The following is a 22,060-nucleotide window of genomic DNA, read 5'->3' as shown; positions in this document are numbered from 1 at the left end:
CACGGCCTCTCCGCCACCTCTGCCAGGCAGACGGACAGTCCCGGCCGGGCTCAGTACGTCCCGCGGATCAGCCCTGCAGGCTGCCCCGCCGGACTCGGCTGCCCCGCAGGCCCCTCCGGGCTCGGCCTGTCCCACGGATCGGCCGGCCCAGGCAGGGCCGGGCGCGGCATGGCCCAGGGACAGCAACATCGGCCAGGCGAGCCCCGAAAGGCGCGGCGGTCTCCAGCGGCTCAGCCAGGCAGACCGGGCAGGACAGGCCCCGCCGGATTCGGCCTGCTCCATGGATAAGCCCCGCAGCCCCACCAGACTCGGCCTGTCCCACGGACAAGCCCCGCAGGCCGAGCCGGCCTGGGTCTGCTCGGTCCGCGCCGTGGACCGGTCTGGTAGGGCAGGCAGGTGCGTCGCGCGGAGCACGGGGTCTCCGTCGGCCCGTGCTCCCGGTCCGTCAGCGCGCCGGCTCCAGGAACCCCTGTTCCACCAGCAGCCGGATCTGCGCGGGCGTGCGGTCGCGCAGCAACACCGGGTCCTCGCCCATCAGCTGGGCGATGGCGTCGAGAATCCGCCCCGCGCTCAGCGAGCCGTCGCACACCCCTGCGAACCCCGCGCCCACCGTGTCCACCTTGGTCGCGCGGCGCATCCCGCGGTGCTGACGCAGCACCACATGCTCCGGGTCCTCGGCGCCGGGCAGCCCGACCTGTTCCTGGACCACCTCGACGGCGAGCCTGAAGTGGTCTTCGAGCAGATCGGCGTCGTCGTGGTCGCGGAGATAATCGAGGCGGTCGAAGTGCGCGCGGATCGCCTGACCGAGCGGCTGTTCGATCGGATGTGGCCATTCCTCCACGGTGACCGAGGGCACCGCGGCCCCTGTCTTCTTCAAGGTGATCCAACCGAAGCCCACCCCCTTCACCTTGCGCGCCTCGAACTCGTCGAGCCACGCGTCGTACCGCGCCTGGTACTCCGCCGGGTCCCCGCGGTGGTCGCCGGCGTCCCGGAGCCACAGCTCGGCGTACTGGTTGACGTCCTGCATCTCGCGCTGCACGATCCACGCGTCGCACCCGCGCGGCACCCACGACCTGACCCGGTCCTGCCAGTCCTCCCCCGCGACGTGCTGCCAGTTGGCGAGGAACTGCGCGAACCCGCCGTCGGCCAGCCGCTCCCCGGCCTGTTGAACGAGCGAGCGGCACAGATCGTCCCCGCTCATCCCGCCGTCCCGGTACGTCAGCCGGGCGCCCGGCGAGATCACGAACGGCGGGTTGGACACGATGAGGTCGTACGTCTCCCCGTCCTTGACCGGCTCGAACAGCGAGCCCTCGCGCAGGTCGGCCGCCGGGGCGCCGGACAGCGCCAGCGTGAGCGCCGTGATGTGCAGCGCGCGCGGGTTGAGGTCGGTCGCCGTCACGCGCGTTGCGTGCTGGGCGGCGTGCAGGGCCTGGATGCCGGAGCCCGTGCCGAGGTCGAGGGCGGCGGAGACGGGCGTACGGACGGTGATGCCGGCCAGCGTCGTGGACGCACCGCCGACGCCCAGGACGACGCCCTCGTGGCGCTGCCCGATGCCGCCGGCGCCGCCGACCGCGCAGCCGAGGTCGGAGACGATGAACCAGTCCTCGCCGTCGGGCCCGCCGTACGGCCGTACGTCCACCGTGGCCGCGACCTCGTCGCCGCCCGCGCGGGTCAGCCAGCCGCTCTCCAGAAGGTCGTCGACGGGCAGCATGTCGGCCACGCGCGCGTGCGGCACGGGCTGCTGGAGCAGGAACAGCCGGACGAGAGTCTCCAGCGGTGTGTCCCCGCGGGTGGCCCGAAGCGCGGGCACCGTCTCGCTGCGGGCCAGCGCCGCGTACGCGGGCGCGCCGAGCAGTTCCAGGAGCCCGTCGGCGGTGAAGGAGGCGCCCAGCAGGGCGGTGCGCAGCCGGGCGGCGACGTCGGGGCGGTCGGAGGCGGGCAGGGTGGCGAGGCCGGAGTCAGTCACGCCCTCCATTGTGGCCCGCGCCCCCTTCCGGACACCGCCTCAGCTCGCGGCGGCCGGGGCCGTCAGCTCGTGGTCGACGAGGCCGACGCCGAAGCCGACGTCGTCACGGAGACCTTCTTGCAGCTGGCCTGCTCGGCGATCGCGTTCTTGACCTCGCCCTGCTCCAGGGCCTGCAGCGCCGCGGTGCCGCTCTTGTTCTGCGTCTCCAGGTCCGCCATCTGGGAGGCGACGTCGTGCAGACCGGAGGCGAACTTCGCCTGGTCCTTGGTGTCGAGCGCGTCGACCTTCTTCTTCAGGGCGGCGTAGGACGCGGAGAGGCTGTTGAGGTTCCTGACGACGTCCTGCTGGCGCTTGGCGCCGTCGGCGATCCCGGGGGGCGCGCCGGCGCTGCCGATGGCCGTGGCGAGCGCCCTGTAGCCGTCGGACATGTCCTGGAAGGCCTGGGAGTCGGTCTTCTGGATGGTCGCGGGCGAGCTCGTGGTGTCCGAGGCCGTCTGCGCGATGGCCTCGTTGGCCGCCTTGATCTTCGCGTCCTGCGCCGGCACCGCGTCGCACACGGTCTTGGCCCAGGCGATCAGCTTGGGGTCGGTGCCCTTGTTGCTGCTGCACCCGGACAGCGCCACTACCAGTACCGCACCGCCGGACAGTGCGGCCGCGAGCTTCTTGTTCACCGGATCGGTCCCTTCCATGGCTCTCGGCTCCCGGAATCTACACGGCGCACGGACAGCACCCCCATGGAGACCACCCGTTAAGTATGTTTTTAGGCGAATTTGCACCAGGGAGAGAAGGCTCACCACAAGACGACGGGCACACCAGGAGCCGGAGCCCACGACCGCGTACGACCGCGCACGGGAACCAGCGAGCGCGCCCAGCGCACGAAACGGGCGGACGGCGCGTCAGCACACGCCATCCGCCCGCTCGTTGGCCGGGCCCCCTCGCGAGAGCCCCGGTGGCCGTCGTAAGACCGCCTACGAAACCACCGCTGGGTCGGCCGAATTGGCCACGCGTTCGGCGCTGTCCTCGTCGTCGCCGACGGTGATACCGCGCCGCTTGGAGATGTACACCGCGCCGACGATCACGACCAGCGCGAGGACCGCGATCAGGATCCGGATGCCGATGCTCTTGTCATGGCCGTACGAGAACTTGATCACCGCCGGCGCGATGATCAGCGAGACCAGGTTCATGACCTTGAGCAGCGGGTTGATCGCGGGTCCCGCGGTGTCCTTGAAGGGGTCGCCGACGGTGTCACCGATCACCGTGGCGGCGTGGGCCTCGCTGCCCTTGCCGCCGTGGTGGCCGTCCTCGACGAGCTTCTTGGCGTTGTCCCAGGCGCCGCCCGAGTTGGCCAGGAAGACGGCCATCAGGGTGCCCGCGCCGATCGCCCCGGCGAGGTAGGAGCCGAGGGCCCCGACGCCGAGCGTGAACCCGATGAAGATGGGCGCCATCACGGCGAGCAGTCCCGGCGTGGCCAGCTCGCGCAGGGCGTCCTTGGTGCAGATGTCGACGACCTTGCCGTACTCGGGCGTCTCCGTGTAGTCCATGATCCCGGGGTGCTCGCGGAACTGCCGCCGCACCTCGTAGACCACCGAACCCGCCGACCTCGACACCGCGTTGATGGCGAGTCCGGAGAAGAGGAAGACGACCGCCGCGCCGGCGATGAGGCCGACGAGGTTGTTGGGTTGCGAGATGTCCATCGACAAGGTCAACGGCGCGCCCGTACCGGTCAGTTTCGCTCCCACGTCCTGCACGTTCGTGGTGATCGCGTCCCGGTACGACCCGAAGAGCGCCGACGCCGCGAGGACGGCGGTGGCGATGGCGATGCCCTTGGTGATGGCCTTGGTGGTGTTGCCGACGGCGTCCAGGTTGGTGAGCACCTGCGCGCCCGCGCCCTGGACGTCGCCGGACATCTCGGCGATGCCCTGGGCGTTGTCGGAGACCGGCCCGAAGGTGTCCATGGCGACGATCACACCGACCGTGGTGAGCAGGCCGGTGCCGGCCAGCGCCACCGCGAACAGCGCCAGCATGATCGACGTACCGCCGAGCAGGAACGCCCCGTAGACGCCGAGGCCGATCAACAGGGCGGTGTAGACGGCCGATTCGAGGCCGACCGAGATGCCGGCGAGGACCACGGTGGCCGGGCCGGTCAGCGAGGACTTGCCGATGTCCATGACCGGACGCCGGTTGGTCTCGGTGAAGTAGCCGGTCAGCTGCTGGATGACGGCCGCCAGCACGATGCCGATGGCGACCGCGACGAGCGCGAAAATCCGCGGATCGCCGTCCTTGGCCCTGATGGCCGCGTCGGAGATGCCGTTGAGGTCGGCGTACTTCCCCGGCAGGTACACGAAGACCGCGACCGCGACCAGCGCGAGCGAGATCACCGCGGAGATGAAGAAGCCGCGGTTGATGGCGCTCATGCCGCTGCGGTCGCTGCGACGCGGGGCGACCGCGAAGATGCCGACCATGGCGGTGAGCACACCGATCGCCGGCACCAGGAGCGGGAAGGCGAGACCCGCGTCCCCGAAGGCCGCCTTGCCGAGGATCAGCGCGGCGACCAGGGTCACCGCGTAGGACTCGAAGAGGTCGGCCGCCATGCCCGCGCAGTCGCCGACGTTGTCGCCCACGTTGTCGGCGATGGTCGCGGCATTGCGCGGGTCGTCCTCCGGAATGCCCTGTTCGACCTTTCCGACCAGGTCGGCGCCGACGTCGGCGGCCTTGGTGAAGATGCCGCCGCCGACACGCATGAACATGGCGATGAGGGCGGCGCCGAGGCCGAAGCCTTCGAGCACCTTCGGCGCGTCGGCCGCGTACACCAGCACCACACAGGAGGCGCCGAGCAGGCCGAGCCCCACCGTGAACATGCCGACCACGCCGCCCGTGCGGAAAGCGATCTTCATGGCCTTGTGCGAGACGGCGGTGAGATCCTTTTCCGGTTCGCCTTCCGCCGGGGTGGCTTCCCGGGCCGCCGCGGCGACGCGGACATTGCTGCGTACGGCGAGCCACATGCCGATATAGCCGGTGGCCGCCGAGAAGGCCGCGCCGATCAAGAAGAAGATCGATCGGCCGGCGCGTTGATTCCAGTCGTCCGCGGGCAGCAGCAGGAGCAGGAAGAACACCACGACGGCGAATACGCCGAGGGTGCGCAGCTGCCGGGCCAGATAGGCGTTCGCGCCTTCCTGGACCGCCGCTGCGATCTTCTTCATGCTGTCGGTGCCCTCGCCGGCCGCGAGCACCTGGCGCACCAGGATCCAGGCGACCACGAGCGCGGCCAGCGCCACGACGGCGATCACCGCGACCAGGACCCGGTTGTCGTGGGTCAGGACCGCGGCCGCGAGGGTTGTGGGGTGACCCAACTGATGAGGGGTAGAAAGCCCCGCCATTCGTCCTCCTTGACGCTTGGGCTGAGCTCAAGATGTGGACGGATTGTAGGTACCCGCGAGTGATCTAAACAGGGGACGGTAAACGGAATTGGCCTTCTCGTGCTCGTCAGCAATGATCGAGGTCACGCCGACGAACCCGAAAGTGGTAACGCCCCAAAACCATTGACGATCACCACTGGCCTATTCGGCGCTTGATCAAATTATCGGGCGATCTTCCCGAGCATTGATCGTGAATTCTTTCACGAATTCGGCGACCGGATGACATCCGTCGGAAAATAACAAGAAGGGCCCTGCTCGGCAGGACCCTTCTCATGATCGGGCGACTCTCAGGTGAGCGCGACTCCGGGCGGGGTGGTCGGCCAGGTCATGCGGATCAGCCCGCCGTTCTCGCCGGCGGTGACCTCCACGTCGTCCACGAGACCGCTGATGACCGCGAGGCCCATCTCGTCCTCCTCGGCCTCCACGTCCGCGTCCGGCGCCGCACCGGTCGCCCGGTCGACGGGAGCCGAACGGGGTGCCTCGTCGCCGACCTCGATGGAGAACTGTTTCTCCTCCTCGATCAGCGCCACCCGTACCGGCTCGGTGATGCCGGCACTCTGGTGCAGACCAACAGCACGGGAACAGGCCTCGCCGACGGCCAGCCGGACCTCGTCCAGGACGGCCTCGTCCACTCCGGCCCTGCGTGCCACCGCCGCCGCCACCAGTCGGGCGGTGCGGACGTGCTCGGGCAGCGCGCTGAAGCGGAGTTCAACGGTGGCCATACGTCCCCCTCGAAACTACGGGCGTGCGGTAGGGGGCCGGATCGCCGAAAACCCGGCCCCCCGTTGAATTGCGTCCGCCACGGGCCTGCGGCCCGTGAACGGCTGCCGGCACGGACCGCGGGCCCGAGCGGGCGGGGGCGACACGGGCCTGCGTACGGCTCTGTACGAGCCCGTGTCGGAGGCCGACCGGACGGCGCGGACCGATCGGCGGTCCGGAAGCCGTCGGCCGGCCCGGGTCAGTCGGTGGCCGCCACCGCTTCCTCGACCGAGGTGTGAATCGGGAACACCTTGGTGAGGCCGGTGATGCGGAAGATCTTCAGAATGCGCTCCTGGTTGCAGACCAGGCGCAGCGAGCCCTCATGGGCACGCACCCGCTTCAGGCCGCCGACCAGCACGCCGAGCCCGGTGGAGTCGAGGAAGTCCACGCCCTCCATGTCAACGACGAGGTGGAAATTCCCGTCGTTCACCAGCTCCACCAGCTGCTCGCGCAGCTTGGGCGCGGTATATACGTCGATTTCGCCACCGACCTCGACGACCGTGCGATCGCCGACGGTACGGGTCGACAGGGACAGGTCCACGAATCCTCCAGCACCTTGCTATCGAGCGGGTCGCCCCTTGGGAAACCTCGGCTTGCGGCCCCCGGGACGGTACGCCAGCCGCGATGGCATTCAATCACTTACCGGCAGGCGTGCACGACGCCTTGGCCCCATTGTCCGTCACGCCAGTGACACACTCGGTCCCGATGGCCATAAATCACCGATCCGATCGACCCTCGGCTCCGGCCGCGTCCGGGTTCTCTCCGGGCACGGTCCTGGGCCGGCTCGCCTCCGGGCCGAGCCGGGCTTCGCGCATCACTCATACGGAGCACTTGCCCCCGCGCGCGGGTCGGCATGCCGTCTGGCCTGACCGGATTCGTTCGGAGGTTGTCGCGGCCGTGCAGGCGTGCGGCATCGACCATCCCTGGGAGCATCAGGCCCTGGCCGCCGAGCACGCCCTGGACGGCGACTCGGTGGTGGTCGCCACCGGCACCGCCTCCGGCAAGTCCCTGGCCTATCTCGTGCCGGTCCTCTCCACCCTCCTGGAAGGCTCCGAGGCGGCCAACGGCCGCGGCGCCACCGCCCTCTACCTGGCGCCCACCAAGGCACTCGCGGCAGATCAGTGCCGATCGGTGAAGGAACTTTCACAACCGCTGGGCACTGCGGTGCGCCCCGCGGTGTACGACGGCGACACCCCGTACGAGGAACGGGAGTGGATCCGCCAGTACGCCAACTACGTGCTCACCAACCCGGACATGCTGCACCGCGGGATACTTCCCGGGCACGCCCGTTGGTCCTCCTTCCTGAAATCCCTGAAGTACGTCGTCGTCGACGAGTGCCACACCTACCGGGGCGTCTTCGGCTCGCATGTCGCCCAGGTGCTGCGCCGGCTGCGCCGCCTGTGCTCCCGCTACGGCGCCTCCCCCGTCTTCCTGCTGGCCTCCGCGACCGCCGCGGAGCCGGCCGTCGCCGCCCGCCGCCTCACCGGCCTGCCGGTCGTGGAGATCGCCGAGGACGCCTCCCCGCGCGGCGAGCTGGTCTTCGCCCTCTGGGAGCCGCCCCTGACCGAGCTGCACGGCGAGAAGGGCGCCCCGGTCCGCCGCACCGCCACCGCCGAGACCGCCGATCTGCTGACCGACCTCGCCGTGCAGGGCGTGCGGTCGGTGGCCTTCGTGCGCTCCCGGCGCGGGGCCGAGCTGATCGCCGTCATCGCCCAGGAACGGCTGGCCGAGGTCGACCGTTCCCTGGCCCGGCGTGTCGCGGCCTATCGCGGCGGCTACCTCCCCGAGGAGCGGCGCGCCCTGGAACGCGCGCTGCACTCCGGGGAACTCCTCGGCCTTGCCGCCACCACAGCCCTGGAGCTGGGCGTGGACGTCTCCGGGCTGGACGCCGTACTGATCGCCGGGTACCCGGGTACGAGGGCCTCTGTGTGGCAGCAGGCGGGCCGCGCGGGCCGTTCCGGGCAGGGCGCCCTCGCGGTCCTGGTCGCCCGCGACGATCCGCTGGACACCTTCCTCGTCCATCATCCCGAGGCCCTGTTCGACCAACCGGTGGAATCGACGGTCCTCGACCCCGACAATCCGTACGTCCTCGCCCCGCACCTGTGCGCCGCCGCGGCCGAGATCCCGCTCACCGACGACGACCTCGACCTTTTCGGTCCCGCCTGCAAGGAACTGCTGCCGCAGCTGGAGGCCGCGAAGCTGCTGCGCCGCCGTACCAAGGCCTGGCACTGGACCCGGCGGGAACGGGCCGCCGAGCTGACCGACATCCGCGGCGAGGGCGGCCGCCCGGTGCAGGTCGTCGAGGCGGGCACGGGCCGTCTGCTCGGCACGGTGGACGCGGGCGCCGCGCACTCCACGGTCCACGAGGGCGCGGTCCACCTGCACCAGGGCCGCACCTACCTCGTGCGCTCCCTGGACCTGGAGGACTCGGTCGCGCTGGTCGAACAGGCCGAGCCGCCGTACTCCACGGTCGCCCGCGACACCACGGCCATCTCCGTCCTGGAGACCGACATCGCGGTCCCCTGGGGCGACGGCCGCCTCTGCTACGGCTCCGTCGAGGTCACCAACCAGGTGGTCTCCTTCCTGCGCCGCCGTCTCATCACCGGCGAGGTGCTGGGCGAGACGAAACTCGACCTCCCTCCCCGGACGCTGCGCACCCGCGCGGTGTGGTGGACCGTCACCGAGGACCAGCTCGACGAGGCCCGGATCAACCCGGAGATCCTCGGCGGCGCCCTGCACGCCGCCGAACACGCCTCCATCGGCCTGCTGCCGCTCTTCGCGACCTGCGACCGCTGGGACATCGGCGGCGTGTCGATCCCCCTGCACCCCGACACGCTTCTGCCGACGGTCTTCGTCTACGACGGCCACCCAGGCGGCGCGGGCTTCGCGGAGCGCGCGTTCCACACGGCCCGCGAGTGGCTGACTGCCACCCGGGAGGCGATCGCCGTGTGTGAGTGCGACGCGGGGTGTCCTTCCTGCATCCAGTCGCCCAAGTGCGGGAACGGGAACGATCCGTTGCACAAGCGGGGGGCGGTGCGGCTGCTCACGGTGCTGCTGAAGGGGGCGCCGGAGGAGAAACCGGCGGAGGGCTAGCGGCAGAGGGGCCCGCTCTGGCCCGGACCTCTGCCGTGAACAGCCCACCGCCCGACGCCGCCGTCACATCCGAGACGTCGCCCACGATCACGCACCGCGTCAGCCGCGCACCTTGTGCTTGGGCCACCCGGTCCGCCCGGGCGCAGGCCGCCGCGATCCCCTCGGCCCAGTGGTCGGCCGCCGCGAGCGCCGCCATGTCGGCACCGCCGGCCGCACGGTGCCGGACCACCACGGCCTGCCCCAGTCCGAGCACGACGCCGAACACCACGCACAGGACGGCGATCGCCCCTACGCTCCAGACCGTGGCGGACCCCTGATCCGAATACCGGCGTCTCACGGCCCCGCCTCCTCCGCCAGCGCCACCGCCGACTCCCGCACCTCGAACGGCAGTCCGTGCAGCACCGGCGGCCTCGCCACCACCGTCACCCGCACCTGGTCGCCCTCCCGGCCGACGGTCACCGTCGCCCCCTCCGGCGCCGCCTCCTTCGTCACGGCGACCACCGCGCCCTCGGCGTCCTGCCGCGCGGCGGCCCGCGCCCCGGTGCGGGCGGCGTCCACGCACCGGATCTGGGCGGCCACCACGAGCAGCCCCCACACCAGCGCCATCGTGAACGCCACCAGCACCGGCAGCACCACGGCCGCCTCAGCCGTCACGAACCCGCGGTCCGCCCCGCGCCCCCGCTCACATCCGCGCACTGAGGGCTCGTTTCACGATGTCCTGGAGCTCGGCACTGACCTGCCCGCTCGTCACGACCGCGTAGAGGACCGCCGCGAACCCGACGGCGGCGATGATCCCCATCGCGTACTCGGACGTGACCATTCCCGCGTCCCTGCGCAGCAACTTCCGCATCTTCTGGCACATCTCGACTCCCTTGAATGAATTCGGAATTCGGTGATCTGTTCCTGTTGACGGCCCGTTATCGCCCCTTTCATCCACCACCTCCTCGCATCACCCCGGCCGCCAGCCCGATCACCACGGGCAGGACCCCGACCGCGATGAACGCGGGCAGGAAACACAGGCCCACCGGTGCGGAGATCAGTACGGACGCCCGTCGCGCCCGTGCGGTCGCGCTTCTCGCCCACTCCGCGCGGGCGTCCGCGGCGAGCCGGGCGACCGGGGTGGCGGCCGGCATCCCGGACTCGTCCGCGCGCTCCAGGAGCCGGGCGAGGGCGGCGGCCCCCGGCAGTGCCGCCAACCGTCGCCAGGCGTCCGCAGGTTCGCCGCCCAGCCGGACCTCCGCCGCACCCCGCGCGAGCCCTTCCCCGACGGGTCCGCCGAGCGCCTCGCCAACGGCCTGGGCTGCGACCACCGGGCCTGCCCCGGCGGCGATGCAGGCGGCCAGCAGGTCGGAGGCGAGCGGGAGTTGGCGAGCGGCCCGGGACGCCTCGGCCTCCGCCGCCAGTCCCGCGTCTGCCTCCTGGCGCCGCCACCGCCACAGCCCCACGGCGACACCCAGCCCCAGGAGCACTCCGACGACCCCGCCGACCAGCACCCAGCCGCCGCACACCACACCGACCAGGGGCAGCCACCGGCGGGCAACGCCGCCGACGTCGGATCGCCGCTCCGTCATCTCCAGGGCCAGCAGTTCGGCCACCCTGCGCCGGGCCCAGCGCCGGCGCCTGACCCTCTCCAGCCGCCACGCCGACCAGCCCAGGGCCAGCAGCGCCGCGACCGTCACCCCCAGCCTGTGGACAAGCTCCGCGCTCATGCCGCCTCAGCTCCCCGCACGATCCGGGTCGCCCACCACATCCCGGCACCCTCGAACACCGCGCCGACGACCAGGCAGCCCAGCCCGGCCCCGGTGTGCAGCAGTACGCGCAGCGGGTCCGCGCCCATGGCCGAGCCGAGCAGGAGACCGAGGGCGGGCAGCGCGGCCAGCAGCACCGCGGTGGCCCGGGCGCCGGACAACTGGGCGCGCAGGTCGGCGCGCTGGTCCCGTTCGGCGCGCAGGGCCGCGTCCAGGCGGTCGAGGCCGGCCGCGAGCCCGGCGCCCTGGTCGACGGCCACCCTCCAGCAGGCCGCGAGCCCCAGCAGGCCGTCGGCACCCGGCTGGCGTGCGGCCATCGCGAGCGCGCCCGGCACATCCCCGCCGAAGCGTGCCGCCGCGACCACTGCCGCCTGGGCCTCGCCGAGTCCGCCGGAGTCCCGCGCGGCCCGCAGCAGCGCCTCGCCGGGCTGCCGTCCCGCGCGCACCTCACCGGCGAGCGCTCCGCACAGCGCGATCACCGCGTCGGCGCGCGCCTGCCGGACCTGCCTCGCCTGCCGGGCCAGCCGCAGCCGGCGCAGCACCGGCACCCCGGCCGCCCCCGCGAGGACCGGAAGCACCGAGGCGGCAAGGAGGGCGAGTGCGATGCCGACGGTCAGGGCCCACCACTCACCCCGCCAACGGCCGCGCAGCCGCCGCAGTTCCCCGACCGTCTGCTCCCAGGAGGGCGGCCCGGCGGCCACCGCGCCGCCCCCGGCGAGCAGCAGCCGCGCCCGCCGTACCTCGCGCTGCCGTTCGGCCAGGAGCCACGCCATGACCCCGCCGCAGACCACGGCCGCACCGGCCGTCATCTCACCCATCACACAAACCCCTTCCAATTCACAGACCACTCAGGTCACTTCAGGCCGGATGCCGCAGACACTCCGGCCCCACGGATCAGCCGGTCTTCGAACCCACAGATCACTGGCATCGCTTCGAAACTCACAGACCACCGTCGTCACTTCGCAGCAGGTCCCGCAGCCGCTCCCACCCCGGCTCGCGCACAAAGGCCTCCGCGCCCCAGCGCAGCGCCGGTTCCGTCCGCACCAGCCCCGAGGGGGCCCGCTCCAGCACATGCACCTCGGCGATCCGCCGCCGGCCCGTGCGGTCCCGTACGAGGTGCAGCACCACCGACAGCGCGGCCGCCAACTGGCTGTGCAGGGCGGCCCGGTCGAGCCCGGCGGCCGTACCGAGCGCCTCCAGGCGGGCCGGGACGTCCGCGGCCGCGTTGGCGTGCACCGTGCCGCAGCCGCCCTCGTGGCCGGTGTTGAGCGCGGCCAGCAGGTGCACGACCTCGGGGCCGCGCACCTCGCCGACGACCAGCCGGTCGGGGCGCATCCGCAGCGCCTGCCGAACCAGGTCCTCCAGGGTGACCAGGCCGGCGCCCTCCTGGTTGGCGGGTCTGGTCTCCAGCCGCACGACGTGCGGGTGTTCAGGCCTGAGCTCCGCCGAGTCCTCGGCGAGCACGATCCGTTCCCCCGGGCCCACCAGGCCGAGCAGCGCGCTGAGCAGGGTCGTCTTGCCAGTGCCGGTGCCACCGCTGACCAGGAACGAGAGCCGGGCCGCCAGAAGCGCGCGCAGAATCCGGTCGCCGCCCGGTGGCACCGTCCCGGCCGCCACCAGTTCGTCGAGCGTGAACGCCCGCGGTCGCACCACCCGCAGGGACAGGCAGGTGCAGCCGACCGCCACCGGGGGCAGGACCGCGTGCAGGCGGGTGCCGTCTGGCAGCCGGGCGTCCGCCCAGGGCCGTGCGTCGTCCAGGCGCCGGCCGGCCACCGCGGCCAGCCGCTGCGCGAGGCGTCGTACGGCCGCCGCGTCCGGGAAGGCGACCGGGGTCAGTTCCAGGCCGCCGCCGCGGTCCACCCAGACCCGGTCCGGGGCGGACACCAGGACGTCGGTGACCGTGGGATCGGCGAGCAGGGGTTCCAGGGGGCCGCTGCCGACCAGTTCGGAGCGCAGTCGCTCGGCCGCGCCGAGGACTTCGGCGTCGCCGAGCACCCGGCCCTGCGCGCGCAGCGCCTGCGCCACGCGCGCGGGGGTGGGTTCGGCGCCGCTCTCGGCGAGCCAGCGCCGTACCCCGTCGAGCAGGGCCGGGCCGTCCGCGTCCGCCGTGCCGGGCCTCATACGCCACCCGCCTCGACCAGCGTGCGCTCCCAGAAGCCCTTGCAGAAGCGGGCCAGCGGGCCGCGTGCGGCGGATCCCGGCGGTTTCCGGTGGGGGCGGGACAGGCCCGGTTCGGCGGGCACTTCGCCGGCCAGGGGCAGGCCGAGCAGCCTGGCCACCTCGCGGTCGTCCAGTCCGGGCGCGTACGGGCCCCGTACCGCCACCCGCAGATCGCGCACGACCATGCCGACCGTGGCCGCCACCCGGCCGGCCGCCGCGATCGCGCGGAGTTCGGCGGGGACCACCAGGACGGCGAGGTCGAGCTGGGTGAGGACCTCGGCGACCTCGTCGTCCAGGCGGCGCGGCAGGTCGACGACGACCGTGCCGCCGCGCCTGCGGACTGCGGCGAGCACCGCGCGGACGGCGGGCGGCGGGATGGCCACGCTGTCGCCGCGGTCCCAGCTGAGGATCCGCAGCGAGTGCAGTTCCGGCAGCGACTCCTCCAGGGCGCCGCTGCCGAGCCGGCCGCGCGAGGCGGCGAACGCGGGCCAGCGCAAGCCCTCGGCCGTCTCGGCGCCGAGGAGTACGTCGATTCCACCGCCCAGTGGATCCGCGTCCACGAGGAGGGTGCGCAGTCCCTCCCGCGCGGAGGTGACGGCGAGCGCGCAGGCCAGCGTCGAGGCACCGGCCCCGCCCCGGCCGCCGATCACCCCGACGGTGAGGGCCGGGCGACCCACGCCCTCGACGACGTCGGCGATCCGGTCCACGAGCCACTGCTCGCCGTCGGGCAGCATCAGGACGTGGTCCGCGCCGATCTCCACGGCGCGTTTCCACACATCGGGGTCGTCCTGGTCCTGGCCGACCAGCACCACCCCGCGCCGGCGTGCGGCCCCGCGCACCCGGAGGGCGGCGTCGTCGCCGACCAGGACGAGCGGGGCGGACTCCCAGCCGCCGCGTTCCGGTACCCCGTGGTGGACCTCGGGTTTGGCACCGGCCGCGGCGCACAGGCGCAACAGGTCGTCGAGGAGTTCGGAGTCCTCGGTGACGATCATCGGGCGTCCGGGCCGTCCTGAGGCGGCGGATGGTGGTTCGTGGGTGACAGTTCCGGCCACGTGAGCTTCCCCCTTGGCTGCGTTCTTGCGCGCGGCCTCCGAGGCCACGCGATTCCCAAACGTGTGAAGAACCGGCAAGCGGCCTCCATATGCACGGCCGACAGAAACCGGCCATTGGCGCCCGGCAATCGGAAGCGGCCATGAACTCGCCGCCGCCGGAGCGCGCTGGAATCACGGTGCAGCGAGCCCTGAAATCGTGTGGATCTTGGTGAAAAACTGTGGACAACTCGATGGTTGTGAATATCGCTGTCACCCATACCGGTGAGGCCCGTTCGGGACCCTGTGTGACTTCCACAGAGCAGCGCTACGGTTACCCACTGTGACGGATCATGGGCATGCGACAAGGGCGGCCGCAGCCGCCCGATCAAGGTCTCAGGGCCCGGAGAAGAGAGGAAAAAAGCATCCGGACATGCGACGACCCCCACCGGGGGGGAGAGTGGGGGTCGTCTCCACGGCCGACTCGGGGGGGGAGGAGCCGGACCGGGTTAGCACGGTCGCGAACGATCCGTGACTTCCATGGTGTACCCGAGAGGCCTCTCAGGCAAACCCACGCGCCCCACCTTACGCCGAATGGTGGGCGCCTATGCTCGGGGGCGTGGAAAACCACTCCTCGCCCCGCACCGCGGCCTTCTTTGACCTGGACAAGACGGTCATTGCGAAGTCGAGCACGCTCACCTTCAGCAAGTCGTTCTACCAAGGCGGTCTGATCAACCGCAGGGCGGCTCTGCGCAACGCGTACTCCCAGTTCGTGTTCCTGGCCGGCGGTATGGACCACGACCAGATGGAGCGCACGCGCGCATACCTGTCCGGTCTGGTCCGTGGCTGGAATGTCCAGCAGGTCAAGGAGATCGTCGCCGAGACCCTGCACGACCTGATCGACCCGATCATCTACGACGAGGCCGCCTCCCTCATCGAGGCCCACCACCGGGCCGGCCGGGATGTCGTCATCGTGTCCACCTCGGGCGCCGAGGTGGTCGAGCCGATCGGCGAACTGCTGGGCGCCGACCGGGTGGTGGCCACCCGCATGGTCGTCGGCGCCGACGGCTGCTACACCGGCGAGGTGGAGTACTACGCGTACGGTCCGACGAAGGCCGAGGCGGTCCGGGAGCTGGCCGCATCCGAGGGGTACGACCTCGACCGCTGCTACGCGTACAGCGACTCGGCGACCGACCTGCCGATGCTCGGGGCCGTCGGGCATCCGCACGCCGTGAACCCGGACCGGGCGCTGCGCCGTGAGGCACTCGCGCATGGCTGGCCGATTCTGGACTTCAACCGTCCGGTACGGCTCAAGCAGCGGATCTCCACGCCCCCGCGCCCGGCCCTGGTCGCCGCGGCCGCGATAGGGGCGGCGGCCGCCACCGCGGGCCTGGTCTGGTACGCGAGCCGGCGCCGGAGCTCGGTCGCCTGAATCGGCTTACCACCACCCCTTTTTCACCCGTTCGGACTACCGATGCCCCTTTATTACCACTCAGTGCATGTTTGAACCTACAAGTAAAGAACTGTAGGCAGGGGTTCCGCTTGCTCCGGGCTTGCAGTACAAAGGGCTTAGTGGCCCGCGAGACCGAAGGACATCCGAGAGGATCACCTTTAAAACGCATTTGGCCCCACGGACCCAGCATGGACACCGGGCACCCACGCGACGTCGACCCGTCGATTACGGGCCAGCCGCACCAGGTGACGGGCAAAGTACCCGACCTGATGGGCGACATTTCGAGGACGCTTGGTAACCCGGTGAACATGCCAGCGGCGGTACGAGAACTCGTACCGCCGCAACCCGTTTACGCAGCCTTGCGGGCTCTCACGCCGCCCCGCGCTGCAGCGCCTCGCACACCGCGGTCGACTCCCGCACACCCAGCTCGACCGCGCGGCCGCAGTGCGCGATCCAGGCCGCCATGCCCTCCGGGGTGCCCGAGACATAGCCGTCCAGGGCCGCCAGATAGGAGGCCCGGCCCAGTTCGGCGTGGCCGACCTCGGCGGGGCAGACCGACTTGGGGTCGAGGCCGCTGCCGATCAGCACGATCCGCTCGGCCGCGCGCGCGACCAGCCCGTTGTACGAAGTGAAGGGCCGCAGCGCGAGCAGCTCGCCGTGCACCACGGCGGCCGTCACCAGCGCGGGCGCGGAACTTCCCGCGATGATCAGCTCGGAGAGCCCGTCGAGGCGCCCGGACACCTCGTCGGCGTCCGGCAGCGCCAACCCGATCAGCGGCTCGTCGACGCCTTCGCCGGCCCGGCGTGGCCGCCCCACCTCGTCGTCACCGGTCGCGGCCGCCACCAGGTGCAGCCGGGCCAGCACGCGCAGCGGTGACTGCCGCCAGATGGACAGCAGTTGGCCCGCCTCGGCGGTCAGCCGCAGGGCCGCACCCACCACGCGCGCGTCGTCGTCGACACCGAAGTCGGAGCGCCGCCGGACCTCCTCCAGTGCCCAGTCGGCGCCAGACAGCGCCGCGCTGCCCCGGGCGCCGCGCAGCGCGGCCTCGGACGTGACGGCGTTGCTGCGGCGCCGCATGACCCGGTGCCCGTAGACCCGGTCCACGGCCTTGCGCACGGATTCCACGGACTCGGCCACACCGGGCAGCGAGCCCAGGGCCGCGAGCGGATCGGCGGTCGCACCTGTCGTACTCATGAGTACGACCCTACGCACCCCCTGCCCGCCACTCCACGAAGGAGTGGTCTTCTTCACTTCGCCCGACACGGTCGGCTATCGGTCGACTACTCTTCGTGAACATGAAAATTGCTTTCGTCGGGAAGGGCGGCAGCGGCAAGACCACGCTCTCCTCTCTGTTCATCCGCCATCTGGCGGCCGCCGGCGCGCCCGTCGTCGCCGTCGACGCCGACATCAACCAGCACCTGGGCCCGGCGCTCGGCCTCGACGAGACGGAGTCGGCGGCGCTGCCCGCGATGGGTGAGCGGCTCTCCCTGATCAAGGACTATCTGCGCGGCAACAACCCGCGCATCGCCTCCGCCGCAACGATGATCAAGACGACCCCGCCCGGCCAGGGCTCGCGGCTGGTCCAGGTGCGGGAACCCAATCCGGTGTACGACGCCTGTGCGCGCCCGGTGGAACTCGACGGCGGCGCCGTCCGTTTGATGGTCACCGGGCCCTTCACGGACGCCGACCTGGGGGTCTCCTGCTACCACTCCAAGACAGGAGCGGTGGAGCTGTTCCTGAACCACCTCGTCGACGGCCCCGACGAGTATGTCGTGGTCGACATGACTGCGGGTTCGGACTCCTTCGCCTCCGGCATGTTCACCCGCTTCGACATCACGTTCCTCATCGCCGAACCGACCCGGAAGGGGGTCTCCGTCTATCGCCAGTACAAGGAGTACGCCCGGGACTTCGGCGTAGTGCTGAAGGTCGTCGGCAACAAGGTGCAGGGGCAGGACGACATCGACTTCCTCCGCGCGGAAGTCGGGGACGACCTGCTGGTCACGGTCGGGCACTCGGACTGGGTGCGCGCCATGGAGAAGGGCCGCCCGCCCCGGTTCGATCTCCTTGAGGCCGCCAACTCCCGTGCCCTGCACGCCCTCAAGGTCGCCGCCGACGCGACGTACGAGCTGCGGGACTGGGAGCGCTACACCCGGCAGATGGTCCACTTCCACCTGAAGAACGCCCAGTCGTGGGGCAACGAGCGCACCGGGGCCGATCTGACGGCGCAGATCGACCCGGGCTTCGTGCTCGGCGAGGAAGTGACGGCACCCGTCTGACGGAGGTGGGCACTCCGCCGACGGGGCGCCACCCCGCCTGTTGCCTACTGCTTGACCGCCGGTGCCCCGGGCACCCCCTTCGGTGCCGGGGCAGGACGGCCGGAGAGGAAGGACGCCCAACCCTGGCGCGGGGCCTCGCCCACGTTCAGGGTGCGCAGCCGGGCCAGGACCTGCGGGTCCTGGGCGTCCAGCCAGTCGGCCAGCTGATGGAAGGAGACACAGCGCACCTCTGGCTTGTTGCAGACGTTCCCGACGACCTCGTCGATGGCCCGCATGTAGGTGCCGCCGTTCCAGGACTCGAAGTGGTTGCCGATGACGAGCGGCGCACGGTTGCCGTTGTAGGCCCGGTTGAAGCCCTGGAGCAACCCGTCGCGCATCTGCTCGCCCCAGTAGTCGTACTTGTCGGGGTCACCCTGGGTCGAGGTGCCGGACTGGTTGACCATGAAGTTGTAGTCCATGGTCAGCTGTTCGAAGGAGTGGCCTGGGAACGGGACGAGCTGCATCGACAGGTCCCACAGCCCTTCCTTCTTCTTCGGCCAGACCTGGTCGTTGACACCGCTGGTGTCGTAGCGGAAGCCCAGCTGGCTCGCCGCCTTCGTGAAGTTCTTCTGTCCCTCCAGGCAGGGGGTGCGGGCGCCGATGAGCTCCTTGTCGTAGTCGAAGGGCAGGGGTGAGGCGTTCTTCATGCCCGTGTTGGTCTTCCAGGTCTTCACGAACTGCTTGGCCTGGGCGATCTCGCTCTTCCACTCCGCCACCGACCACTCGCCGACACCTCCGTCGGGGCCACAGAAGTGCCCGTTGAAGTGGGTGCCGATCTCGTTGCCCTCCAGCCAGGCCAGCCGCAGCTGCTTGACGGTGTCGGCGATGCCCTGCTCGTCGTTGAAGCCGATCTCGGAGCGGCCGGGCGAGTGCTGCGGGGGCCGGTAGAGGTCACGTTTCTCCTCGGGCAGCATGTAGACGCCGCTGAGGAAGTACGTCATGGTCGCGTTGTTCTCCTTGGAGAGCTTGCGGAAGTGTGAGAACAGCTTCTGGCTGTCCTCGCCCGCGCCGTCCCAGGAGAACACCACGAACTGCGGGGGCTTCTCACCTGGCTGGAGCTTCTCCGGCCGGGGCAGATGCGGCTGCGCTCCGGTGTACGAGGTGGAACCGTCGCCGATCAGACGGACCACGCTCTGGGGCGCCGGCGCTCCCTTCTGCGGCCCGGACGCCCCTTCCTTGGAGTTGGTGCCTGTCGCGCAACCCGCCAGCGACGCGGCACAGGCCGCGGCGGCCACGGCGCCGACGGCGATCCTCTGGTTGGCGGCCAATTCCGCCCACCTTCTTCCTTCTCTCGGCAAACGCCGATCACGGCGTTTTATGGCGGTGTGCCGGGTATGTGCCGACAGCGCCGCCAAGGTCGCATAGGACCGAGAGAGGGATTAATACGACAAGCCGATGAACTGCTCACTTCACCCATGGAGGTGAACGGGTGCCCCATTTGCGCAGAAAATCCATGCCTGACCTTTACTCTGCATTACGATTCGTTTACCGAATGTTGATTCATCCCGCCACTGCACGCCGTGACCCACGGCCGCGACCGAGCCCCAGCCCTCTGGCGAGGGGACACCCTGATCCGCGACCGCGCTGCCCCGGAGGAGACGGGAAACATGTCATCAGCCTGCGTACCCGCCCACCCCGAGAGCTTCGGCCCCGCCCAATCCGGAGCCCCAGCCGAAGCCACAAGCCCCCGCCGCACCAAGGGCGCTGACCGGCCACCGAGCCCGACCACGCCCCCGCGCCGCCGTCTCCGGATCGAGGGCACCGACCTGTCCGCGTCCGTCTCGGTGTTCCTGATCGCCCTGCCGCTGTCCCTCGGTATCGCCCTCGCCACCGGCGCCCCGCTCCAGGCCGGGCTGGTCGCGGCGGCCGTCGGCGGACTGGTCGCCGGGCGGCTCGGCGGCTGCCCGCTCCAGGTCAGCGGCCCGGCCGCCGGGCTCACCGTGGTCACCGCCGACCTGATCCACCGCTACGGCTGGCGGACCACCTGCGGCATCACCGTCCTCGCCGGCCTGGCCCAACTGGGCCTGGGCTGTCTGCGTGTGGCCCGCACCGCGCTCGCCGTCAGCCCCGCCGTGGTGCACGGCATGCTCGCCGGCATCGGCATCACCATCGCCGTCGCCCAGCTGCACATCGTCCTCGGTGGCAACCCGCAGAGCTCGGTCCTCGCCAATGTCCGCGCGCTGCCCGCCCAGTTGGCGAACGTGCACCCGGCTGCCGTGACGATGAGCGCGCTGACCCTGACCCTGCTGTTCGGCTGGCCGCGGATCCCCGGCAGAGCGGGCCGTCTGCTGCGCACGGTCCCGGCGGCCCTGGTCGCCGTCGCCGGTGCCACGGCGACCGCCTCGCTCACCGGGCTCACCCTGCCCCGGGTCGACCTGCCGTCCTGGAGCAGCCATGCCCTGGCGGGGCTTCCCGAGGGGCCGGTGCTCGGCATCGTCGCCGCCGTGCTCACCACGACTCTGGTGTGCAGCGTGCAGTCGCTGCTCGGCGCGGTCGCGGTGGACAAGCTGGTGGTCGGCCGCCCCGGACCCCAGTCCCGGGTCGGCCGGTCCGACCTGAACCGCGAACTGCTCGGTCAGGGCGCGGCCAACATCGTCTCCGGTGCGCTCGGCGGGCTGCCGGTCGCGGGGGTCGCGGTGCGCAGTTCGGCGAATGTGCAATCTGGTGCCGTCAGCCGGAACTCCACGATGCTGCACGGCGTTTTCGTAGTAGTCGCCGCACTGCTGATGGTCCCGGTCCTGGATCTCATCCCGCTCGCCTCGCTCGCTGCCCTGGTGATGGCCGTCGGCATCCAGATGGTGTCCCTGCACCACATCCGTACGGTGACCCGCCACCGCGAGGTCGCGGTGTACGCCGTCACCACACTCGGCGTGGTGATCCTCGGCGTCCTGGAGGGCGTGCTCCTCGGGGTCGCCGTGGCCGTCGCCGTCGCCCTGCACCGCCTCGCCCGTACCCGCATCACCCATGAAGACGAGGGAGGAGTCCATCGCGTACACGTAAGAGGACAGCTGACGTTCCTCGCGGTGCCCCGGCTCAGCAGAGCCCTGCATCTCGTACCCCAAGGCGCCCACGCCGTGGTGGAGTTGGACGGTTCGTTCATGGACCACGCGGCATACGAGTCACTGCGGGACTGGCGCAGGGCCCACACCGCGCAGGGCGGCTCGGCCGAACTGACCGGCTGCCGGGTGGGTGTGCGCTCACCGGAGTACGGCCAGGAATCGGAGCATGGCCACAGACCGGAGCACGGGCACAGACCGGAGCACGGGCACAGACCGGAGCACGGGCACCGTCCCGAGCCGCGCCTGAGTCACGGCCACGGACCGGGCCTCGTCAGGTCGGGCCTCGCCCGGTGGGGCGGGGGCGGACCGGCCGGTGCCGGTCATGAACTCGCCCGTGGGGTCGGCGCGTTCCAGCGCGACACCGCGCCCCTGGTGCGGGAGGAGCTGGCCCGGCTGGCGCGTGAGGGGCAGCGGCCGTCGCAGCTCTTTCTCACCTGCGCCGACTCCAGGCTCGTCACGTCGATGATCACCTCCAGTGGTCCGGGTGACCTGTTCGTGGTCCGCAACGTCGGCAACCTGATCCCCCTTCCGGGTGAGGAGAACGGTGACGACTCGGTGGCGGCCGCGATCGAGTACGCGGTGGACGTGCTGAAGGTGCGGTCCATCACGGTGTGTGGGCACTCCGGGTGCGGGGCCATGCAGGCGCTGCTGAGTTCCGGGTCCGGGGGTGGCACCACTCCGCTCGGACGGTGGCTGCGGCACGGGCTGCCGAGCCTGGCGCGGCTGGCCGACGACGGTCTCCCAGGGGTCCGGCTGGCCGCGCGGGCGGCGGCGGACACGGCGGAGCGGCTCTGTCTGGCCAATGTGGTCCAGCAGCTGGAGCATCTGCGGGCGCACGACTCGGTGGCGCGGGCGCTGGCGGCCGGTGAGCTGGAGCTTCAGGGGATGTACTTCCATGTGGGCGAGGCGCAGGCGTATCTGCTGCGCCGGGCCGAAGGTGAGAGAGAGGAAGAGGTGTTCGAGGGGGTGCCGGGCGGGGAGGACCTGCGCAGCCCGGCCTGAGGAAGGGGCGGCGGGGGCCTGCCGGCGCCGTCCAGGCCGGCATCGCGGGCCCGGCTTGCCC

At 71.4% G+C, this 22,060-nt stretch carries 18 protein-coding genes; 4 read left to right on the top strand and 14 right to left on the bottom strand.

Features of this window, described 5'->3' with window-relative positions; all coding sequences use genetic code 11:
* Positions 1 to 445: 445 nt before the first annotated feature.
* From ACZ7OO_RS32505 to bldG, 5 genes are all read right to left on the bottom strand, one after another.
* Positions 446 to 1,975: a DUF7059 domain-containing protein gene (locus tag ACZ7OO_RS32505; RefSeq protein WP_471510279.1), complete on the bottom strand. Its 1,530-nt coding sequence runs from the start codon at positions 1,973 to 1,975 to the stop codon at positions 446 to 448.
* Between the two features lie 53 nt (positions 1,976 to 2,028).
* Positions 2,029 to 2,655, bottom strand: a complete 627-nt coding sequence (locus ACZ7OO_RS32500; protein ID WP_471510278.1) for a small secreted protein — start codon at positions 2,653 to 2,655, stop codon at positions 2,029 to 2,031.
* A 279-nt stretch (positions 2,656 to 2,934) separates the two neighbouring features.
* Positions 2,935 to 5,343 carry a sodium-translocating pyrophosphatase gene (locus ACZ7OO_RS32495; protein WP_471510276.1) on the bottom strand — a complete coding sequence of 803 codons (2,409 nt, stop codon included), beginning with the start codon at positions 5,341 to 5,343 and terminating at the stop codon, positions 2,935 to 2,937.
* Between the two features lie 326 nt (positions 5,344 to 5,669).
* Entirely contained in the window at positions 5,670 to 6,104 is a 435-nt protein-coding gene (locus ACZ7OO_RS32490) for an ATP-binding protein (RefSeq protein ID WP_352222458.1), read from the bottom strand.
* Positions 6,105 to 6,340: 236 nt separating this feature from the next.
* On the bottom strand, positions 6,341 to 6,682 hold the full coding sequence (gene bldG, locus ACZ7OO_RS32485; RefSeq protein ID WP_010986038.1) for an anti-sigma factor antagonist BldG: 342 nt from the start codon (positions 6,680 to 6,682) through the stop codon (positions 6,341 to 6,343).
* Positions 6,683 to 6,765: 83 nt separating this feature from the next.
* Here bldG and ACZ7OO_RS32480 point away from each other — a divergent pair, with 83 nt between their 5' ends.
* The gene (locus ACZ7OO_RS32480; RefSeq protein ID WP_471510273.1) at positions 6,766 to 9,234 is read left to right on the top strand and encodes a DEAD/DEAH box helicase; all 2,469 of its coding nucleotides are present in this window, start codon (positions 6,766 to 6,768) and stop codon (positions 9,232 to 9,234) included.
* Here the strand turns inward: ACZ7OO_RS32480 and ACZ7OO_RS32475 are convergent.
* The 7 genes from ACZ7OO_RS32475 to ssd form a co-directional block, all read right to left on the bottom strand.
* Positions 9,185 to 9,571: an Rv3654c family TadE-like protein gene (locus tag ACZ7OO_RS32475; protein WP_471510272.1), complete on the bottom strand. Its 387-nt coding sequence runs from the start codon at positions 9,569 to 9,571 to the stop codon at positions 9,185 to 9,187. The two genes, ACZ7OO_RS32480 and ACZ7OO_RS32475, sit on opposite strands and share 50 nt — an antisense overlap.
* A complete protein-coding gene (locus tag ACZ7OO_RS32470) occupies positions 9,568 to 9,888 on the bottom strand; it encodes a TadE family type IV pilus minor pilin (protein ID WP_471510271.1) in 321 nt (106 codons plus the stop codon). The genes ACZ7OO_RS32475 and ACZ7OO_RS32470 overlap by 4 nt, the downstream gene beginning before the upstream one ends.
* A 28-nt stretch (positions 9,889 to 9,916) precedes the next feature.
* Positions 9,917 to 10,096, bottom strand: coding sequence for a DUF4244 domain-containing protein (locus tag ACZ7OO_RS32465; protein ID WP_471510270.1), 180 nt, complete (start codon positions 10,094 to 10,096; stop codon positions 9,917 to 9,919).
* Between the two features lie 67 nt (positions 10,097 to 10,163).
* The gene (locus ACZ7OO_RS32460) at positions 10,164 to 10,943 is read right to left on the bottom strand and encodes a type II secretion system F family protein (RefSeq protein ID WP_471510268.1); all 780 of its coding nucleotides are present in this window, start codon (positions 10,941 to 10,943) and stop codon (positions 10,164 to 10,166) included.
* Positions 10,940 to 11,800, bottom strand: coding sequence for a type II secretion system F family protein (locus tag ACZ7OO_RS32455; protein WP_471510266.1), 861 nt, complete (start codon positions 11,798 to 11,800; stop codon positions 10,940 to 10,942). The genes ACZ7OO_RS32460 and ACZ7OO_RS32455 overlap by 4 nt, the downstream gene beginning before the upstream one ends.
* 121 nt (positions 11,801 to 11,921) lie before the next feature.
* On the bottom strand, positions 11,922 to 13,103 hold the full coding sequence (locus tag ACZ7OO_RS32450) for a TadA family conjugal transfer-associated ATPase (protein ID WP_471510264.1): 1,182 nt from the start codon (positions 13,101 to 13,103) through the stop codon (positions 11,922 to 11,924).
* Positions 13,100 to 14,134, bottom strand: coding sequence for a septum site-determining protein Ssd (gene ssd / locus ACZ7OO_RS32445; protein ID WP_471510262.1), 1,035 nt, complete (start codon positions 14,132 to 14,134; stop codon positions 13,100 to 13,102). Before ssd ends, ACZ7OO_RS32450 begins: the two co-directional genes overlap by 4 nt.
* Positions 14,135 to 14,777: 643 nt before the next feature.
* Between ssd and ACZ7OO_RS32440 the strand changes: the two genes are divergently transcribed.
* A complete protein-coding gene (locus ACZ7OO_RS32440; protein ID WP_471510260.1) occupies positions 14,778 to 15,602 on the top strand; it encodes an HAD family hydrolase in 825 nt (274 codons plus the stop codon).
* A gap of 390 nt (positions 15,603 to 15,992) precedes the next feature.
* On the opposite strand, the gene ACZ7OO_RS32435 is transcribed toward ACZ7OO_RS32440, so the two are convergent.
* Complete coding sequence (locus ACZ7OO_RS32435; RefSeq protein ID WP_471510258.1) at positions 15,993 to 16,817, bottom strand: Fic family protein; 825 nt, start codon at positions 16,815 to 16,817, stop codon at positions 15,993 to 15,995.
* A gap of 101 nt (positions 16,818 to 16,918) precedes the next feature.
* On the opposite strand from ACZ7OO_RS32435, the gene ACZ7OO_RS32430 reads away from it, so the two are divergent.
* On the top strand, positions 16,919 to 17,899 hold the full coding sequence (locus ACZ7OO_RS32430; protein WP_471510256.1) for an ATP-binding protein: 981 nt from the start codon (positions 16,919 to 16,921) through the stop codon (positions 17,897 to 17,899).
* A 44-nt stretch (positions 17,900 to 17,943) separates the two neighbouring features.
* Here the strand turns inward: ACZ7OO_RS32430 and ACZ7OO_RS32425 are convergent, their stop codons facing one another.
* Entirely contained in the window at positions 17,944 to 19,206 is a 1,263-nt protein-coding gene (locus ACZ7OO_RS32425; RefSeq protein WP_471510254.1) for a polysaccharide deacetylase family protein, read from the bottom strand.
* Positions 19,207 to 19,545: 339 nt separating this feature from the next.
* On the opposite strand from ACZ7OO_RS32425, the gene ACZ7OO_RS32420 reads away from it, so the two are divergent.
* Positions 19,546 to 21,999, top strand: a complete 2,454-nt coding sequence (locus tag ACZ7OO_RS32420; protein WP_471510252.1) for a SulP family inorganic anion transporter — start codon at positions 19,546 to 19,548, stop codon at positions 21,997 to 21,999.
* The last annotated feature ends 61 nt before the right edge of the window (positions 22,000 to 22,060 follow it).

The organism is Streptomyces sp. NPDC111744 (assembly GCF_055634995.1).
The sequence above is the reverse complement of the archived record's forward strand: the minus strand, read 5'-3'. Positions and strand labels throughout refer to the sequence as shown.

Coding starts and splice junctions, on each gene's coding strand:
- ACZ7OO_RS32505 (WP_471510279.1), bottom strand. CDS start 1,975: ATGGAGGGCGTGACTGACTCCGGCCTCGCCACCCTGCCCGCCTCCGAC.
- ACZ7OO_RS32500 (WP_471510278.1), bottom strand. CDS start 2,655: ATGGAAGGGACCGATCCGGTGAACAAGAAGCTCGCGGCCGCACTGTCC.
- ACZ7OO_RS32495 (WP_471510276.1), bottom strand. CDS start 5,343: ATGGCGGGGCTTTCTACCCCTCATCAGTTGGGTCACCCCACAACCCTC.
- ACZ7OO_RS32490 (WP_352222458.1), bottom strand. CDS start 6,104: ATGGCCACCGTTGAACTCCGCTTCAGCGCGCTGCCCGAGCACGTCCGC.
- ACZ7OO_RS32480 (WP_471510273.1), top strand. CDS start 6,766: ATGGCATTCAATCACTTACCGGCAGGCGTGCACGACGCCTTGGCCCCA.
- ACZ7OO_RS32465 (WP_471510270.1), bottom strand. CDS start 10,096: ATGTGCCAGAAGATGCGGAAGTTGCTGCGCAGGGACGCGGGAATGGTC.
- ACZ7OO_RS32460 (WP_471510268.1), bottom strand. CDS start 10,943: ATGAGCGCGGAGCTTGTCCACAGGCTGGGGGTGACGGTCGCGGCGCTG.
- ACZ7OO_RS32455 (WP_471510266.1), bottom strand. CDS start 11,800: ATGGGTGAGATGACGGCCGGTGCGGCCGTGGTCTGCGGCGGGGTCATG.
- ACZ7OO_RS32450 (WP_471510264.1), bottom strand. CDS start 13,103: ATGAGGCCCGGCACGGCGGACGCGGACGGCCCGGCCCTGCTCGACGGG.
- ssd (WP_471510262.1), bottom strand. CDS start 14,134: ATGATCGTCACCGAGGACTCCGAACTCCTCGACGACCTGTTGCGCCTG.
- ACZ7OO_RS32440 (WP_471510260.1), top strand. CDS start 14,778: ATGCTCGGGGGCGTGGAAAACCACTCCTCGCCCCGCACCGCGGCCTTC.
- ACZ7OO_RS32435 (WP_471510258.1), bottom strand. CDS start 16,817: ATGAGTACGACAGGTGCGACCGCCGATCCGCTCGCGGCCCTGGGCTCG.
- ACZ7OO_RS32430 (WP_471510256.1), top strand. CDS start 16,919: ATGAAAATTGCTTTCGTCGGGAAGGGCGGCAGCGGCAAGACCACGCTC.
- ACZ7OO_RS32420 (WP_471510252.1), top strand. CDS start 19,546: ATGTCATCAGCCTGCGTACCCGCCCACCCCGAGAGCTTCGGCCCCGCC.